Genomic DNA, 16,314 nt, shown 5'->3' with positions numbered 1-16,314 from the left:
CCCTGCCCGGACGCCCCTTCCGGTACGGCTCGCGCCGTTTCCGCCCCGGGGGAGCGCACGCCCCCGGCTCACCGTCCGCCCCGGGGAAGCGCACGCCCGCCCGTCCCGGGCCGCCCGTCCGTCCCGGGCCGCCCGTCGTCCCCGGTACGGCGGGCGGGCGGGTTCAGGGGGCGGGGAGCGGGGTGAGGTCGGCGGCGAACACCGTGCGGGTGGCGTCCGGCCAGGTGAGGACGAGGTCCCCGGTGAACTCCACGAGGGGGAGGTCCGGCGCGGGGCCGTCGGTGAGGACCGAGGCGTAGACGATCCGGCCGGTCTCCGCGGTGAAGGTCAGGGCGGGCACCGAGGCGCGGGAGCCGAACGCGGTCCCGGCGGGGGCGGGCTCGGCCGACGGCTCCGCGTGGCCGTGGAGGCGGGTCAGCGCGGAGGTGAGCCCGCCGGGAGCGCGGACGGTGACGGACGCGCCGCCCACCGTCGCGGTGGCGTCAGGGAGCGCCCAGCCGGTGGCGCGCAGGCGGGAGCCGGGCGCGGCGACGTGGGCGTGGACCTCCACCCGGCCGCGCGTGACCGAAAGGCTCCGCAGGTGGCCGTTCTCGGACGCGGCCCAGGCGGCGTCGCCCAGGACCCCCGCGCCCAGCGGGCGGAACTCGCCCCGCGCGGTCACGGACCCGTCCTCGCCGAGCACCCCGCAGTGGTTGTCGGCGGTGTCCTCGCCGCCGGTGGGCCCGGTGCGGGTGGAGTAGGAGACGCGGTCGTAGAGGGGGTCGCCCGGATGGTGCCGGGATCCGTGGTTGAGCAGCCTGCCCACCCCGCCCGCGTTGGTCACGACGAGCCCCGGCCCGGGCAGCGCCGCCGCCCCCTCCGGGCCCGGCTCCTCGGGGTCGGTCCACACCGGGTGGTCCGGGGGCAGCAGCAGGCCGAGGAACGCCTTCGAGGCCCAGTACGGCGAGGCCGAGCCGGAGTACGGCTGGAGCGTCGGCTCGTGCGGCCCCAGGTAGCCCAGCGTGAGCAGGCCCCCGGCCGACAGCGCGCCGCGGTCGAGGAAGTACCGCAGGACGCCGGAGGCGGCGCGCCGGGTCTGCCCGGGGGTGAGCGGGGTGACCCCCGCCAGCGCCCCGGCGAACAGCGGCGCGGCCGAGGCGAACCGGTACGTCAGCGAGCGCCCGTGACAGAGCATGCCCCCGTCGGCCCCGAAGGTGAGGGCGTAGCCGCGCAGGAACTCCCGCAGCCGCTCGCCGTGCTCCCCGGGCGGGGACCCCGAGAGCAGGTGGTACAGCACCGGGTACAGGTGCATGGCCCAGCCGTTGTAGTGGTCGAACGAGGGGACGTCCCCGTCGCGGTACCAGCCGTCCCCGGCGTACCAGTCCTCGATCCGGGCCAGCCCGCGCTCCACGGCCGCCCCCGCCGCCGCGGTCTCGAACCCGGCGGCGGCGAGGAAGCCCCCGACCATCACCGGGAACAGGTGCCAGTTGTTGTCCACGGGCTCGTGCCGCAGCGCCCCGGCGAGGTAGCCGGCCACCCGTTCCCGGTCGCGATCGGGCAGCGCGTCCCACAGCCGCTCCCGCGTCAGCCAGAGCCCGAGCGCGATCGAGGCCGCCTCCACCATCGGCTGGCTCCGGTCGGCGATCGGCTCCCAGACGTCCGGCCCCGCCGCCAGCCCCTCGGCGTACGGCGTGAGCAGCGCGGGCGGGCCGCCGCCCGCCACCCGGAACGCGGCGAGCAGGAACGTCCTGGCGTACCCCTCCAGCGCGTCGCAGCCGGACCGGCTCGCGCGGCCGGGGAGCCGGATGAGCGCCCCGTCGGGGGAGCGGTACGGCCCGACGGCGGCGAGCAGCCCGTCGGCCACCGCCTCCCAGTGGGCGCGGGTCCAGCCGGTGTGCGGGCTGAGCGACCGGTCTTCCGGCGGCAGGGGGATCACGATCCTGGGACTCCTTGAGAAAACGCTTTCTCGCGGCAGGCTAGAGTGACAGGCCCCCGGGGGTCAACGGCGCTCCGCCTCGTGCGGAGGCGTCTGTCCCGCGGGGGAGGAAAGCGGTTTCTAGTGACTTCCGGTGATTTCTAGCGATGGAGTGGAACATGGCCGAACGGGCCGTCGTCGTCGCGGCCTTCGCGCCGCACCTCGCGGGCGACCTGTTCCCGCCCGGCGTGGCCGCCCGCCTGCGCGAGGCCGCCGACTTCGACCCGTCGGCGGCGCTGCCCGGCTTCGAGGGGGAGCGGGCGCGCGGCCTGCTCGCCCGCGCCGACGTGCTGATCACCGGCTGGGGCTGCCCGCGGGTCGACGCCTCCGTGCTCGACGCCGCGCCCCGGCTGCGCGGCGTGATGCACGCGGCGGGCTCGGTGAAGGACCTCGTCTCGCCCGAGCTGTTCGCCCGCGGCGTCGTCGTCTCCTCGGCCGCCGAGGCCAACGCCCGCCCGGTCGCCGACTACACCGTCGCCGTGATCGTGCTGGCCACCAAGCGGGTGTTCCCGATGGCGCGCCGCCCCGGCGGGCCCGTGCTCCCGGCCGGCGGGCTTGCGGCGAGCTACCCGGCCGGGGACGACATCGGCCTGGACGGCAGCGTGGTCGGCGTCATCGGCGCGTCCAGGATCGGGCGGCTCGTGCTGGACCGCCTCGCCGGACTCCCGGTGACGACCCTGGTCAGCGACCCGTACCTGGACCGTCAGGGCGCCGCCGCGCTGGGCGCGGAACTGGTGGGCACGGACGACCTCTTCCGTCGCGCGGACGTCGTCACCGTGCACGCCCCGGCCCTGCCGGAGACCCGGCACCTGGTGGACGACCGCCGCCTGTCGCTCATGCGCGACGGCGCGATCCTGGTCAACACCGCCCGCGGCTCCCTGGTCGACCACGACGCGCTGACGAAGCACTGCGCGGCGGGCCGCGTCGACGCCGTCCTCGACGTCACCGACCCCGAGCCGCTCCCCGCGGACCACCCGCTGATCGGCCTGCCCAACGTCCTGATCACCCCGCACCTGGCCGGTGCCCACGGCCGCGAGCTGCGCCTCCTCGGCGAGTACGCGGTGGAGGAGACCCTCCGCCTCCTCGGCGGCGTCCCCCTCCGCGGCCAGGTCCGCCCCGCGGACCTCGCCCACATCGCCTGACTTCCCGTACGGCTCCGCCGTACGGCCCGGCCGGGAAACCGGGCGGGGGACCCGGCCGGTGAAGCGGGCCGGACACGGGGGGCGGGGCCGGACACGCGGGCCGGGGGGCGGGCCGGACACGGGGGGCGGGGCCGGGCACGCGGGCCGGGAACGCGGAAAGGGCGGGCGCCCCGGGATGGGGTGCCCGCCCTCTCTCGGGGCGGAGGGGTCAGGCCGCCACGAGGGCGGACTCGGACTCCAGGACCGCGGCCACCGCGTTGATGACGGCGGCGAGGCGCAGGGCCTCCTGGATCTGCTCGCGGGGCAGCCCGGCGTCGCGGATGACCTTCTCGTGCGACTCCAGGCAGCGGCCGCAGCCGTTGATGGCGGAGACCGCCAGGCACCAGAGCTCGAAGTCGACCTTGTCCACGCCCGGGTTGGCGATGACCGACATGCGGAGCTTGGCGGGCATCGTGGCGTAGGTCTCGTCGCCGATGAGGTGGGTCGCCCGGTAGTAGACGTTGTTCATCGCCATGATCGCGTTGGCGGCCTTGGCGGCGGTGAACGCCTCCTCCGACAGGAAGTCGGCGGCGGCCTCGGTCAGCTCGGCGATGACCCTGGCGCTCTTGGTGGACATGGCGCAGGCCACGACCGTGCCCCAGAGCTGCTGCTCGGTCAGCGACGAGGTGCTGGTGAGCGAGCCGAGGTTGAGCTTGAGGTCCTTGGCGTACGCCGGCAGGGCCTCCTTGAGGGTGTCGACGCTCATCAGACGCCCGCCATCAGCTTCTGGGCGTCGAGGGTCTCCTCGCCCTTGTTCCAGTTGCAGGGGCAGAGCTCGTCGGACTGGAGGGCGTCGAGGACCCGCAGGACCTCCTTGACGTTCCGGCCGACGGAGCCCGCGGTCACCATGGTGAACTGGATCTCGTTGTTCGGGTCCACGATGAAGGTGGCGCGCTGGGCGACGCCGTCCTTGCCGAGGACGCCGCAGGCGGCGGAGAGCTCGCGCTTGATGTCCGACAGCATCGGGAAGGGCAGGTCGCGCAGGTCCGCGTGGTCCCGGCGCCAGGCGTGGTGCACGAACTCCGAGTCGATCGAGACGCCGAGGACCTGGGCGTCACGGTCGGCGAACTCGCCGTTCAGCCGGCCGAACTCGGCGATCTCGGTCGGGCAGACGAAGGTGAAGTCCTTCGGCCAGAAGAAGACGACGCGCCACTTGCCCTCGTAGGACTTGTCGTTGATCTGGGCGAACGCCTTGTCCGGGTCGAGCGAGACGCAGGCGGTGAGGTCGTACTCCGGGAAGCTGTCACCGACGGTGAGCAAGTTTCCGTCCCCCTTCAGATGCGGTCTGCCGCGCGGCGTGATCGCCCGGCGCGGCCGTCGAGTCGTCGTCGGACCGGTCCGTTGGACCGTTCCGGTCACCTAGAGTGCCCGCTGTGGTATTGATTAGAGAAATCAACCAAGCTGACCAGACTGAAAGGTGAGACCTATCAGTCACCCGAGTCCCACCCTGGCTCAACTGCGGGCCTTCCTCGCCGTGGCCGACCACTTGCACTTCCGCGAGGCCGCCCACGCGCTCAAGATGAGCCAACCGGCTTTGTCCGGCGCGGTCTCCGCCCTGGAAGAGATTTTGGACACCCAGCTCCTGGAGCGGACCACCCGCAAGGTCATGCTGACCCCGGCGGGCGCCCGCGTCGCCGAGCACGCCGCCCGGGTGCTCGCCGCCGTGGAGGACCTGGTGGAGGAGGCCGCGACCGCGCGCCGGCCGTTCACCGGGCCCGCCCACCTCGGCGTGATCCCCACGGTGGCGCCGTACCTCCTCCCGGCGCTGCTGCCGATGTTCGCCCGCGAGTTCCCCCGGCTCAAGCTGCACGTCCACGAGGCCCAGACCGGCTACCTCCTGGACGAGCTGCGCGAGGGCCGCCTCGACCTGGCGCTCCTCGCCCTCCCCGCCGACACCCCCGGCCTGGTCGAGGAGCCGCTGTACGACGAGGACTTCGTGCTCGCCGTCCCCGCCGGGCACCCCCTGGCCGACGACACCGGCCCGCTGTCCTGCGACGTCCTGCGCGACCTGGACATCCTCCTGCTCAACGAGGGCCACTGCCTGCGCGACCAGGCCATCGACGTCTGCCGCGAGGCGGGCGCCCGCGCCACCTCCACCACCTACGCCACCTCGCTGCCCACGCTGGTCCAGCTCGTCAGCGGCGGTCTCGGCGTGACCCTCCTGCCGTCCTCCGCCGTCCCGGTGGAGGCGGGCAAGCGCGTCCCGCTGGGCGTCCGCCGGTTCGCGGACCCCGCCCCCTCCCGCCGCGTCGGCCTGGCCTACCGGGCCTCCACCGCGCGCGCCCCGGAGTTCCAGCGCCTCGCCGCCGCCATCCGCGCCGCGGTCAGGTCCCGCCGCCTCCGCGTCCGCGTCACCGCCTGACGCCCTCCGCCCGCCGTACGCCGCCGCCATCCCGTACGGCTCCCGCCGGGCATCCCGTACGGCTCCCGCCGGCGCCGGCCGTGCCGTACGGGGCGGCGGGGCGCGGGGGCGGGCGGAATGGCCGGATCCGGTCACCGGCGGGGCTAGGCAGCGGGGGCGCGGAGGCTTAGCGTCCGGGCAGGGCGCCCATCCCTCACATTCGTCCCGAGTGCCGCCCGGCGCGGACGCCGTACGGCGTCGCCCGCGCGCGGGCGGTGGGAGGCAGGATGCGCGCCAGACGTCTCTTCGGCACGTTCGCCGCGGGCGTGCTGCTGATCGGCGGCCTCACGGTCGCCGCGCCGACCGCCGGAGCGCGGTCGTTCGGCTACCAGGACCTCACCCCGCTCCAGAAGCGGCTGGCCTCGGGGGTCCTGACCGAGCCGGTCCCGTCCGCCGAGGCCGCCAGGTCGCGGAGGAGCGCCCTGACCGGGTTCGCGCCCGGGACCGCGCCGGGGTGCGACGAGCGGCGGGGCTCCAACGTCAAGGTCAACCAGGACTGCCTGAACGTCGCCGACCCCGACCTCGCCGGGCGCGGCCAGGCCCAGAACGAGCCGTGGATCGCAGCCAACCCGCGCGACCCGAACCAGGTCGTGGCCGGGTACAACGACTACCGGCGCGGCGACTCCACCTGCGGGGCGTCCTACTCCCGCGACGGCGGGCGCACCTGGGCGGACTCCACGCTGCCCAACGGGTTCGTGCGCGGCGCGGCCTTCGGCAGGCCCCGGCAGTACTACCAGGCCGGCGGCGACCCCTCCACCGCGTGGGACTCGCGCGGGAACGTGTACTTCTCGTGCCTGGCGTTCAAGCGCGGCGCGGCCACCTCGCCGGACGCCGACGTCTCGCGCGGGCTGTACCTGTTCCGCTCGACCGGGAACGGCGGGGCCTCGTGGAACTTCCCCGCCCGCGTCACCGCCGAGAGCGACGGCACGTCCGGGACCAACGCCCACCTGCTGGACAAGCAGCTCATGGCCGTGGACCACCACGCCGGCAGCCCGTACCGCGACCGGATCTACGTCACGTGGACCGACTTCGCCTCCGACGGCACCGCCTACCTCTACGGCGCCTACTCGGCCGACCACGGCGAGACCTTCAGCGCGCCGGTCCTGGTCAGCACCGACTCGCCGCACTGCGACAACGCCCTCGGCCTGCCCGCCCCGCGCGGCCGGTGCAGCGTCAACCAGTTCTCGCAGCCGTTCGTCGGCGGCGACGGCACGCTCTACGTGGTCTTCGACAACTACAACACCGCCGTGACCGGCGCCGACAACCGCAACCGCGTGCTGCTGGTCCGGTCCACCGACGGCGGCGCGTCGTTCTCCGCCCCGGTCAAGGTCGGCGACTTCTACGACCTGCCGGACTGCCTGACGTACCAGGGCAAGAACGCCGGGGTCGCCTGCGTCCCCGAGAAGGGCCCCACCGCGAACTCCTTCTTCCGCGCCGCCAACTACCCGTACGGCGTCGTGGACCCGAAGAACCCCCGCCACGTCGTCGTGACGTACGGCTCCTACATCGGCCGCCACTCCCGGGAGGCCTCCGGCTGCGCGCCCGCCGGCTTCTCGCCCGTGACCGGGATCAACCTGTACGACGGGGTCAAGACCGGCGGCTGCAACAACGACATCGTCCTGTCGGAGTCGGCCGACGGCGGCGCGACGTTCACCGGGAGCGCGACCGACGTGCGCGAGCTGCCCGTGGTGAGCGAGGAGGCCGGGCAGCGCCGCACCGACCAGTGGTGGCAGGGCCTGGACTACAGCCCGACCGGAAGGCTGGCCGTGGCCTACTACGACCGGCAGTACGGCGACGACGCCACGACCGGCTTCTCCGACCTGTCCATGTCCGTACGGCGGGGCGCCGGGTTCGACACGCGCCGGGTGACCTCGTCGAGCATGCCGCCGCCGACGCAGTTCGACCCGACCGCGTTCTACGGCGACTACATCGCGGTCACCGCCACGGCGACGCACGCGCTGCCGGTCTGGGTGGACACGCGCGCCCGCGCGCTGTTCCCGTGCCCCGGCGGGGGCCCGCCCCGCCTGTGCACGGCCTCCGCGCCCAACGCCCGCTTCGCCAACGACCAGGACATCTACACGGCCAGGGTGCCGCTGGGGTGAGCCCCGCGCGTGCGCGGGCCCCGCGGCCCGGACTCCGATAACCTCGGGGTTCGTGCCTTCGATTCCGCAGCCTCTGGTCCCTGAGGACGACGGCCGCGCCGACTCCGGCGTGGCCGCCGCCCTCACGTCCTTCTCCGCCGGCACGGCCTCGGCCAGCGACGTGCTGGCCGCGCTGAGCCGCACCCGCCTGCTCGTCCCCGTCGTCGCCCTGCTGACCTCCTCCGAGGTGGGCGAGCACGGCCTGCGGCAGGAGAAGGAGAGCGAGATGGCCCTGCCCAAGCTCGTCGGGAACGACGGGCGCGAGGCCGTCCCCGCGTTCACCTCGGCCGAGGCGCTGGCCCGGTGGCGGGCGGACGCGCGCCCGATCCAGGTGACCACCGAGCAGGTCTGCGAGGCCGCGCTGGGGGAGAAGGCCGCCGCCGTCGTGCTGGACGTCGCCGGGCCGATCCCGTTCGTGATCGAGGGCGCGCCGCTGGCCGCCCTGGGCGCCGCCGCCTCGGCCCCCGGCCTCCACGAGGACCCCGAGGTGCTCGGCCTGGTCAAGGAGGCCGTGGACACCGTCCCCGAGGTCGTCTCCGTGCGCCTCGGCCCTGGCTACGAGGGCGATCTCGCCGTACGGCTGCGCGTCGCGGACGGCGCGGACCCGGCGGACGTCGCCCAGCGCCTCGGCGCCGCGCTGTCCGGGCGCCTGTCTGGCCGCCTCACCCGCGGCATCGAGATCCGCCCCGACACCGCCTGACGCCGCCAAGGTCGCTCCGCCGCCCCTTGTTCTCCGCGATCATGCTGTTTTGGTGCGGGAAAGCGCGCGAACGCGACCAGGGGCGGGGGCGCGCCGGGGGTCCGAGTTGGGGCACGGACGAGTGGTCCAGGTCACATGGGGTTATGATCCCCGGGTAAAGCGACCCGGGTACAGGTGATCCGACGCGTCATGCCGTGGCCGAACGACGACAAGCCCAAGCGCGCTTCGAGCGTCTATCTGGCCATCCTCGCGTTCACCTCCGCGGTGATCTACGCCGTCGCGAACTCCCAGCTCGACGACGTGCTCGAACTCCCGCGCGAGGCCGCCTGGGCGATCATCGGCGTGGCGGTGGTGATCCTGATCCTGGCCACCGCGCGCGAGGTGGACGGCCTGCGCCTGCCGCGGGGGCTGCGCCGCACGGCCGCCGCGGTCCGCCGCAGGCTGCCCGGGAGCGTGATCGGCATCCCGATCTCGCGGTTCGCGCTGTTCACGGCCGCCGTGATGTTCGTCCTGGTCGGGTCGGTCGCCACGGCGGCGCTCGTCGGGGCCGGGGCGGCGGCCGTGTGCGCGCCGCCCGAGGAGGTCCGGGTGCTGGCCTCCCGGGAGAACCTGGAGGTCGCGCGGGCGGCGGCCGACCGGTTCGCGGACACGCGGCAGCGGCCGGGGGAGTGCCGCAAGGTGCGGTTCACCGTCTACGCCGCGCCCGGCGGCGCCCAGACGCGGGACGCGCTGCGGGAGGGCTGGCCGGAGGCGCACCTCGCCCTGATCGGGCCGCGGCCGGACCTGGTGCTCCCCGACTCCGCCGCCGACCTGCGGCTGGTCGGCCGCGAGACCCCGGCGGGGCGCGCGCTGAACCCGGCGGGGAGCCTCGGATCCTCGCCGCTCGTGCTCGCCGTGCCCGAGCGGGCCGCCCAGGCGATGGGGCCCGATCACACCGGCGCGACGATCGCGGAACTGCTCGCCCGCCTCGGCGAGACCGGGGTGGGCCTCGCCCGGCCGGACCCGGTCACCTCCACCTCGGCCCTGCTCCACACCCAGGGGGTGTACGCCGGGATGCTCGGGGACGAGCCCGCCGCGTTCGAGCGGCGGCTCGGCCGGACCGACCTGAACACCGCCGACGCCGGGGCGCTCCTGTGCGACCTGCGCGAACGCCGCCGGGACGACGTGGCCGCGCTCGTGCCGGAGTACCTCATGCTCGCCTACAACCGGGGCGAGGCCATCGGCTCCTGCCCGCGCGTGGCCGAGGGGTCCCCGCCGCGCCTGGTCGCCTACTACCCGCGCGACGTGGCCCGGCTCGACTTCCCGTGCGTGCCCGCCCCGCCGTACGGGCAGGACGAGGTGCGCCGGGGCTGGGCCGAGGCGTTCTGCGAGTGGACGCGGCTCAGCGAGCCGCCGCCCGGGCTGCGCGACCCGCAGGGCAACCTGTCCGGCTCGCCCGGCCCGTCCGGCGACGTCGAGCGGGCGGTGCCGCACGCGACGGCGGCCCCGGCCGCCGGGGAACTGCTGAAGACGCTGGACCGGCTGGCGGGGGCGCGGCGGCCCGCCCGGATCCTGGTCGCCATCGACGCGTCCGAGAGCATGCGCGAGGTCATGCGGGGCGGGACGAGCAGGCTGAGCGTGGCCGTCCTCGGGGCCCGGTCGATGATGCGGCAGGTCGGGCCGCGCGACCAGACCGGGCTGTGGTCGTTCTCCGACCCGGGCAAGGGGCCGGCGAGCCACCGGGAGCTGGTCCCCATCGGGCCCGCCAGGGCCGCGCAGCTCCCCGGGCACCGGGCGCGGTTCGAGCGCGCGCTCGCCGGGGTCTCGGCGCGGGCCCCGTGGACGCCGCTGTACGACGCGATCGCCGACGGCAGCCGCGAGCTCGCGAGGTCCGCGCCCCGCGAGCCCGGCGCTCCGCCGCCGGTCCGGACGCTGCTGGTCTTCACCGACGGGGTGAACGACGCCGAGGGCGGGCGCGACGTGGCCGCCGTGCTCGACGAGCTGGCGCGGCTGCGCGAGCAGGGGGTCGCGCCGCGCGTCTTCCTGGCCGTGCTCGGCGACCGGCCCTGCGACAAGGTGGGGCTCACCGGCGCGCCCGAGGTGACCTGCCGCAACGTCACGGTGAACACCCTGGACGACGCGGTGGGCGACATGCTGCGGACCGTGTGGGGGGTGAGCTGATGACGCGCGCGCGAGGGCCGGCGGGTTCCCCCCGGGCGCGCCGCGCCCGCGCCAGGGCGGCGGCGCTGGTCCTGGCCATGGTCGCGGCGCTCGGGATGGCCGCGTGCACGGCGGAGGAGCCGCGCGCGATCGTGGTCGCCAGCGGGGCCGACGTCTCGCCGGTCCGCATCCGCCAGCAGCTCATCGACGCCTGGAACGCCATGCCCGGCAACCGCCACCGCCAGGCCCGCATCGTCGAGCTGAGCCCGGTCGCCGACCTGCAGCGCAGCCAGATGGCGGGGGCGCGCGGCGAGTACGACGTCTACAACCTCGACACGATGTGGACCGCCGAGTTCGCCGCCGCCGGGCTGCTGGAGGAGCTTCCCGAGCCGGAGGGCCAGGACGGGCAGGACTTCCTCGCCCGCCCCATGGAGGCCGCGCGGTACGGCGGCGCGCTGATGGCCTACCCGTTCAACGCCGACACCGGCCTGCTCTACTACCGCTCCGACCTGGTGGAGTCGCCGCCCCGGAGCTGGCCGGAGCTGTGGGAGACGGCGCGGCGGCTGAAGGCGGAGCACCCGGAGCTGGAGGCGGGGTACGCCGGGCAGTTCGCCGAGTACGAGGGGCTGACCGTGAACGCCCTGGAGATCATCTGGGGCGGGGGCGGCGACGTGCTCGCGGGAGGGAAGGTGGTCCTGTCCGGCCCGCGCAACGAGGAGTCCCTGAAGGCGCTGGCCGCGCAGATCGGGACCACGATCCCCCGGGAGGTCCTGGACCACCGCGAGGCCGACGGGCTGCGGATGTTCGCCGAGCGGAAGGTCGCCTTCCTGCGCCACTGGCCGTACGCCTACCACGTGCTCCGGGGCGACGAGAAGGCCCCGCCGTTCAAGGTCGCCGCGCTGCCTCGCCCGCCGCAGGGCCTGGGCACCGCCGCCCGGCCGTCGGCGACCGCGCTCGGCGGGCAGAACCTGGCGGTGGCCAAGGGCTCGCCCCGGCGCGACGACGCGATCGACCTGATCCGGTTCCTGACCGGGCAGCACTGCCAGCGGCGGCTGATGCGCGAGGGCGGGTTCGCGCCGACACGGCACTCGGTCTACGACTATCCGTGGGGCGAGGTGTCCGGCTGCGGCGGGAACGCCGCGGACGGGCAGCCCAGGAACGCGGGCGCGCTGCCGGTGCTGGAGAGGTGCACCGAGGCGAGCCACACCGCCGCCGCCTGCCAGGAGTGGGAGGCGTTCCTGCGCGAGGTGTGGCGCGAGGTGGACGCCGCGCGGGCGCGCCCGGCGCTGCCGTCCTACCAGCGGTTCAGCGAGGTGTTCCGGCGCGAGGTGCACCGGGCGCTGGTCGCGGGCCGTCCCCCGGACATCGCGCGCCTGTCGGCCGAGCTGGCCGCCGCCGCGACCGGCCGATGACCCCCCTCACCGCGGCAGCCCTGGTGGCGGCCCCCCTGAGCCGGCCCCCCTCGCCCGTGGCCGCCCTGGTCGCCGCCGGGCTGGGGTTCCTGCTCGGGGTGTACGTCAGGGAGCTGGCGCGCGGCTTCCGCGCCGATCCGCCGGACACCCGGGCCGAGGCGCGCGAGGCGTTCGGGCGGCTGCGGACGCTCCCGGTGCCGCACGCCCCGCCGTACACCGAGACGCTGACGGCGGCGGTCCTCGGGCTGGTGGCCTGGCGGACCGGCGCCGACCCCGCCTTCCTGTTCCTCGCGGTCACGGGCGTCGCGCTGGGCGTGGTGGACGCGCGGACGCGGCGGCTGCCCGACGCGCTGACGCTCCCGGCGTACCCGGTCCTGGCGGCGCTGCTGGCCGGGCCCCGGTTCTGGCCCGCGCTGCTGGGCGGGGCCGCCGCGCTCCTGCTCTACGGGGCGCTGTGGTTCGCCCGGCCGGACTCCCTGGGCTTCGGCGACGTCAAGCTGGCCGGGCTGCTCGGGATGGCGCTGGGCGCGCTCGGCGCGCAGGCGTGGGTGGCCGGCGCGCTCGGCGGGCACCTGCTCGCCGCGCTGTACGCCGCCGGGCTGCTGGCCACCCGGCGCGGCACGCTGAAGAGCGACTTCCCGTTCGGGCCCTTCATGCTCCTAGGGACACTCGGCGCCGTGCTGTGGGCCGGTCCCGGATGAACTCCGCCTCGGCCCGCGCGCGCCACGCCGTCATGCCCGCGGCGGCCGCCCGCCGCGCGACGGCGCGGAGGTGGGCCTGCCGCGCCCCCGGGTCGCCCACCGCGCCCGCGAGCAGGCCGAGGAACCAGTCCACCGGCCCGATCGGCGTGATCCCCACGCCCAGGCAGAGCCGCCCGGCGAACGGCAGCAGCCGCCGGTAGGTCTCCCGGCACGCCGCCTCGTCGCCCGCCGCGACCTGCGCCGCCGCCTGCACGCAGGTCGCCGCCAGCCACGACCAGTCGCGCGGCACCTCCGGCCACGCGCCCGGCGTCCGCCCCTCGGGCCACACGCCCGGCGCGCACGGCAGCCCCCGCGCCTCGGCGACCAGGATCGCGAAGTCGTGGGCCACGGTCGGGTGCGCGGTCCGCATGGTCTCGACCAGGCCGCCCGCGTCCGCCATCGCCTCCGCCTGGTACCGCAGGCAGATCCGGCCCGAGGCCACCACCTGCGCGGGGTGCCACATGCCGATGTCCTCCGCCGCGCGCCCGGCCACGCCGTACGCCTCCTCGGCCTCGTCGAACCGGCCGGCGAAGGTGAGCCGGGCCGCCCGCCACAGGACGTGCTGGAAACGCGGCCAGGGCAGCGGCAGCCGTTCCAGCAGCAGGTCGCAGCGCCGGGCCCACCGGTCGGCGGCCACCAGGTCGAACCGCTCGGTGAAGGTGTGCGTGTGCAGCATGCAGGCCAGCAGCTCCACGGCGGGCAGCCGGTGCGCCTCCGCGAGGTTCAGCAGCTCGTCGGCGATGCGCACGGTCTCGTCGAGGTGCACGGACTGGGGCAGGGCCAGGTAGCGGGCGTTCAGCGCCGCCGCCAGCAGCCCGGGGTCGCGGGTGCGCCGCGCCAGCCGTACGGCCTCGGCGGTCAGCGTGTCGCAGCGGGGGTCGTCACGGCCGTCGTACAGCTCCATGCCCAGGCCCGACAGCAGCCGGCAGCGGGTCGCCGGGTCCTCCGCCGCGGCCAGGGCGCGCTCGAAGCGGTGGACCAGGCGTGGCTCCACGGCCTCGTACGGGTCGCGCAGGGTCCAGATCGCCGGGGCGTCCAGCGGGGTCAGCGCCCGCGCCGTCAGCTCCGGGTCCGCCGTCGCGTCCGCCGCGCGGATCGCCGCCGCCCGGGTCGCCCGGGCCCCGAGCAGGTCACCGGCGTCGAGCTGGGCGCGGACCTGCCGCAGCAGCATCTCCACGTGCCGCGCCGGATCGCCCGACAGCGCCCCGTGCGCCTCCACCGCCCGCGCCCACCAGGCCGCCGCCTCGATGTAGGCCGGCCGCAGCGCCGCGTCCTCGGCCGCCGCCGACGCCCAGCGCACCGCCTCGGCGTACGCCGCCGGGCCCGCCTCGACCGCGTGCCGCGCGACCAGGGCCACGTCGCTGCCCGGCCGTACGGCGAGGGCCCGGGCGAACCGGTGGTGGAGGCGGGCGCGCCGCAGGGGCGGGACGTCCTCGTAGAGCGTCTCCCGCACCAGGTCGTGCGCGAACCGCAGCCCCCCGCGCTCACCGGGCACGAGCAGCCCGGCCACGACGGCGGCGTCCAGCACGTCGTACACCGCGTCGGCCGAGCGATCCGTGCCCGCTGGACTCGCTGGACTCGCTGGACTCGCTGGACTCGCCGGACTCGCCGTGCTCGCCGGACCCGCTGGATCCGCCGCGTTCGTCGTGCTCGCGGGCCCGGGGCACGCCGCGGCGGTCGCGACCTCGGTCACCAGGGCGGGATCGACCACGCGTCCCGCCACGGCCGCCACGCCCAGGATTCCGGCGGCCCCCTCGGGCAGGGCGGCCACCCGTCTGCGCAGCACGTCCCGGACGCTCTCGGGCACGGTCGCCAGCGCCCGTGTCGTCCCCTCCGCCGCCGCGAGCCGCAGGGACTCGCGGACGAAGAGCGGGTTCCCCCCGGTCCGCTCGGTCAGCGCGCGGGCCGCGTCCCGGTCCAGCGCCACGCCCAGGTGCCGCGCCAGCCCGACGACCGCCTCCGCGTCCAGGCCCCGCAGGGTCAGCCGCACCGGGTCCAGCCGCGCGAGCCGCCCCAGCAGCCCGCGCAGCGCCGCCGTCTCCTCGGCGGCCCGGAACGCCGCCAGCACCGCCACCGGCCCCCGGGCGAACTCCGCCACGTCGGCCAGCATGTCCAGCGAGTCCGGGTCCGCCCACTGGAGGTCGTCCAGCACGACCAGCAGCGCCCGCTCCCGCGCCGCGCCGGACAGCGCCGCCGCCACGGCCCGGTGCTGCGCCAGCCGCGCCCCGGCCCCGTGCGGCCGCACCCCCGGCCGATCCCACCAGGCCGCCGAACGATCCCACCCGGCCGCCGGGCCGGTGGGCCGCCGCGCCGCCCGCGCCGGGTCCTCGCGCGGCTCACGCCGTACGGCCGCCGCGCCCCGACCGGCCCCGCCCCGCCGTACGGCAGGCCCGGGGGGACCGGGGACGCCGGGGGCGGCCGGGCCGAGGAGGGGGGCGAGGGCGTCGTCCGGGGGGACGCCCAGCTCGCCGAGGACGAGCCGCCACGGGTACAGCGCCGGGATGCCCTCCGTCTCCGCGCACCGCCCCCACACGACGCGCCCGCCGCGCGCCGCCCACGCCTCCGCGAACGCCTCGGCGAGCCAGGTCTTGCCGATCCCCGCCTCCCCGCGCAGCACGCCCACGGCCGTACGGCCGGAATCGGCGGCCGCGGCCAGCCCCGCGAGCCGGGACAGGGCGTCCTCCCGCCCCACGACCAGCCGCTCGCCCGCCGCGCCCAGCCGCTCGCCCGCCGCCCCGACGCGGGCCCGGGCGCGCCCTGGGGGACCGGCGGGCGGTTCCGCCACCGGGTGATCCGCGAGCGGATGGGCCGCCGGGTGATCCGCGGGCGGTATGGGCGCCGGGATGTCGGCGGGTGGCCCGGCCGCCCGGGGCCGGAGCGGGGACCGGGCCAGCGAGGGCGCGTGGGTGAGGATCTCGTGCTCCAGGCGGCGGAGCCCGGGCGACTGGGCCAGGCCCAGCTCGGCGGTCAGGTGCCGCCCGGCGCGGCGGATCGCGGCCAGGGCGTCGGCCTGCCGGTCCGCGCGGTACAGCGCCAGGGCGTACCGCCGCCACAGGCCCTCGCGGAGCGGATGACGCCGCGTGAGGCCGTCCAGTTCCCCGGCCGCCAGCCGGGGACGGCCGGTCGCGAGGAGCGCGTCGGCGCGGTGCTCCAGGGCCGTGAGCCGCAGCTCGGCCAGGCGCGCGGCCTCGGCCACGGCCCAGGGCTCCCCGGCGAACTCCGCGTACGGCTCGCCGCGCCACGTGCCCAGGGCCTCGGTCAGCAGCGCGAGCGCCCCCTCGGCCGCGCCCTCCGCGAGCAGCCGGCCCGCCTCGGCCACGGCGGACGCGAACGCGGCGGCGTCCACGTCGGAGGCGAGCAGGGCGTACCCCGGGGCGCGGTTGACCAGCAGCCGGGCGGGCGCGCGCGGCGGCCGGTCCGGCTCCAGGGCGCGGCGCAGGTGGGAGATGTACCCCTGCACGGTGGCCACCGCGCTCCCCGGCGGCGCGCCCCGGTAGACGTCGTCGATCAGCCGGTCCAGCGGGACGGCCCGGCCCCCGGCGACGAGCAGCCGCGCGAGCACCGCCCGCTGCTTGGGTCCTCCGAGGTCCGCGGCGCCCGCCGGGCCGATGGCCTCCAGCGGGCCGAGCACGCGAAAACGCATACG

The 16,314-nt window shown here is 76.6% G+C and carries 11 protein-coding genes; 7 read left to right on the top strand and 4 right to left on the bottom strand.

The annotated features are described in order from the left end of the window. Positions 1-163: 163 nt before the first annotated feature. The gene (locus D5H75_RS19720) at positions 164-1,915 is read right to left on the bottom strand and encodes a DUF2264 domain-containing protein (protein WP_242454372.1); all 1,752 of its coding nucleotides are present in this window, start codon (positions 1,913-1,915) and stop codon (positions 164-166) included. Positions 1,916-2,073: 158 nt separating this feature from the next. Here D5H75_RS19720 and D5H75_RS19715 point away from each other — a divergent pair, with 158 nt between their 5' ends. Further along, complete coding sequence (locus tag D5H75_RS19715; RefSeq protein ID WP_119928147.1) at positions 2,074-3,096, top strand: hydroxyacid dehydrogenase; 1,023 nt, start codon at positions 2,074-2,076, stop codon at positions 3,094-3,096. 208 nt (positions 3,097-3,304) lie between these two features. Here D5H75_RS19715 and ahpD read toward each other — a convergent pair whose 3' ends face one another. Both ahpD and D5H75_RS19705 read right to left on the bottom strand, forming a co-directional pair. After that, positions 3,305-3,841 (bottom strand): alkylhydroperoxidase, AhpD family, encoded by a 537-nt coding sequence (gene ahpD, locus D5H75_RS19710; RefSeq protein ID WP_119927971.1) that lies wholly within the window; start codon positions 3,839-3,841, stop codon positions 3,305-3,307. Then, entirely contained in the window at positions 3,841-4,395 is a 555-nt protein-coding gene (locus D5H75_RS19705; RefSeq protein ID WP_119927970.1) for a peroxiredoxin, read from the bottom strand. Before D5H75_RS19705 ends, ahpD begins: the two co-directional genes overlap by 1 nt. Positions 4,396-4,552: 157 nt before the next feature. Here D5H75_RS19705 and D5H75_RS19700 point away from each other — a divergent pair, with 157 nt between their 5' ends. The 6 genes from D5H75_RS19700 (at position 4,553) to D5H75_RS19675 (ending at position 12,629) form a co-directional block, all read left to right on the top strand. Beyond that, positions 4,553-5,497 carry a LysR substrate-binding domain-containing protein gene (locus D5H75_RS19700; protein ID WP_119927969.1) on the top strand — a complete coding sequence of 315 codons (945 nt, stop codon included), beginning with the start codon at positions 4,553-4,555 and terminating at the stop codon, positions 5,495-5,497. A gap of 266 nt (positions 5,498-5,763) precedes the next feature. After that, positions 5,764-7,638, top strand: coding sequence for a sialidase family protein (locus tag D5H75_RS19695; RefSeq protein WP_119927968.1), 1,875 nt, complete (start codon positions 5,764-5,766; stop codon positions 7,636-7,638). Positions 7,639-7,690: 52 nt separating this feature from the next. Next, positions 7,691-8,377, top strand: a complete 687-nt coding sequence (locus tag D5H75_RS19690; RefSeq protein WP_119927967.1) for an SseB family protein — start codon at positions 7,691-7,693, stop codon at positions 8,375-8,377. A 189-nt stretch (positions 8,378-8,566) separates the two neighbouring features. Further along, positions 8,567-10,537 carry a vWA domain-containing protein gene (locus D5H75_RS19685; protein WP_119927966.1) on the top strand — a complete coding sequence of 657 codons (1,971 nt, stop codon included), beginning with the start codon at positions 8,567-8,569 and terminating at the stop codon, positions 10,535-10,537. Then, entirely contained in the window at positions 10,537-11,928 is a 1,392-nt protein-coding gene (locus D5H75_RS19680; protein WP_119927965.1) for an extracellular solute-binding protein, read from the top strand. Before D5H75_RS19685 ends, D5H75_RS19680 begins: the two co-directional genes overlap by 1 nt. Next, positions 11,925-12,629: a prepilin peptidase gene (locus D5H75_RS19675; RefSeq protein ID WP_119927964.1), complete on the top strand. Its 705-nt coding sequence runs from the start codon at positions 11,925-11,927 to the stop codon at positions 12,627-12,629. Before D5H75_RS19680 ends, D5H75_RS19675 begins: the two co-directional genes overlap by 4 nt. On the opposite strand, the gene D5H75_RS19670 is transcribed toward D5H75_RS19675, so the two are convergent. Then, entirely contained in the window at positions 12,580-16,311 is a 3,732-nt protein-coding gene (locus D5H75_RS19670; protein WP_119927963.1) for an ATP-binding protein, read from the bottom strand. The genes D5H75_RS19675 and D5H75_RS19670 overlap by 50 nt on opposite strands. Positions 16,312-16,314: the final 3 nt, after the last annotated feature.

It is taken from the genome of Bailinhaonella thermotolerans (genome assembly GCF_003594875.1).
Lineage (GTDB): Bacteria > Actinomycetota > Actinomycetes > Streptosporangiales > Streptosporangiaceae > Bailinhaonella > Bailinhaonella thermotolerans.
This window is presented reverse-complemented; position numbering and strand designations above follow the sequence as displayed.

Excerpts from the sequence above, each read along its gene's own strand:
- D5H75_RS19675 (WP_119927964.1), top strand. The coding sequence starts at position 11,925 with ATGACCCCCCTCACCGCGGCAGCCCTGGTGGCGGCCCCCCTGAGCCGG.
- D5H75_RS19685 (WP_119927966.1), top strand. The coding sequence starts at position 8,567 with ATGCCGTGGCCGAACGACGACAAGCCCAAGCGCGCTTCGAGCGTCTAT.
- ahpD (WP_119927971.1), bottom strand. The coding sequence starts at position 3,841 with ATGAGCGTCGACACCCTCAAGGAGGCCCTGCCGGCGTACGCCAAGGAC.
- D5H75_RS19680 (WP_119927965.1), top strand. The coding sequence starts at position 10,537 with ATGACGCGCGCGCGAGGGCCGGCGGGTTCCCCCCGGGCGCGCCGCGCC.
- D5H75_RS19670 (WP_119927963.1), bottom strand. The coding sequence starts at position 16,311 with ATGCGTTTTCGCGTGCTCGGCCCGCTGGAGGCCATCGGCCCGGCGGGC.
- D5H75_RS19695 (WP_119927968.1), top strand. The coding sequence starts at position 5,764 with ATGCGCGCCAGACGTCTCTTCGGCACGTTCGCCGCGGGCGTGCTGCTG.
- D5H75_RS19715 (WP_119928147.1), top strand. The coding sequence starts at position 2,074 with ATGGCCGAACGGGCCGTCGTCGTCGCGGCCTTCGCGCCGCACCTCGCG.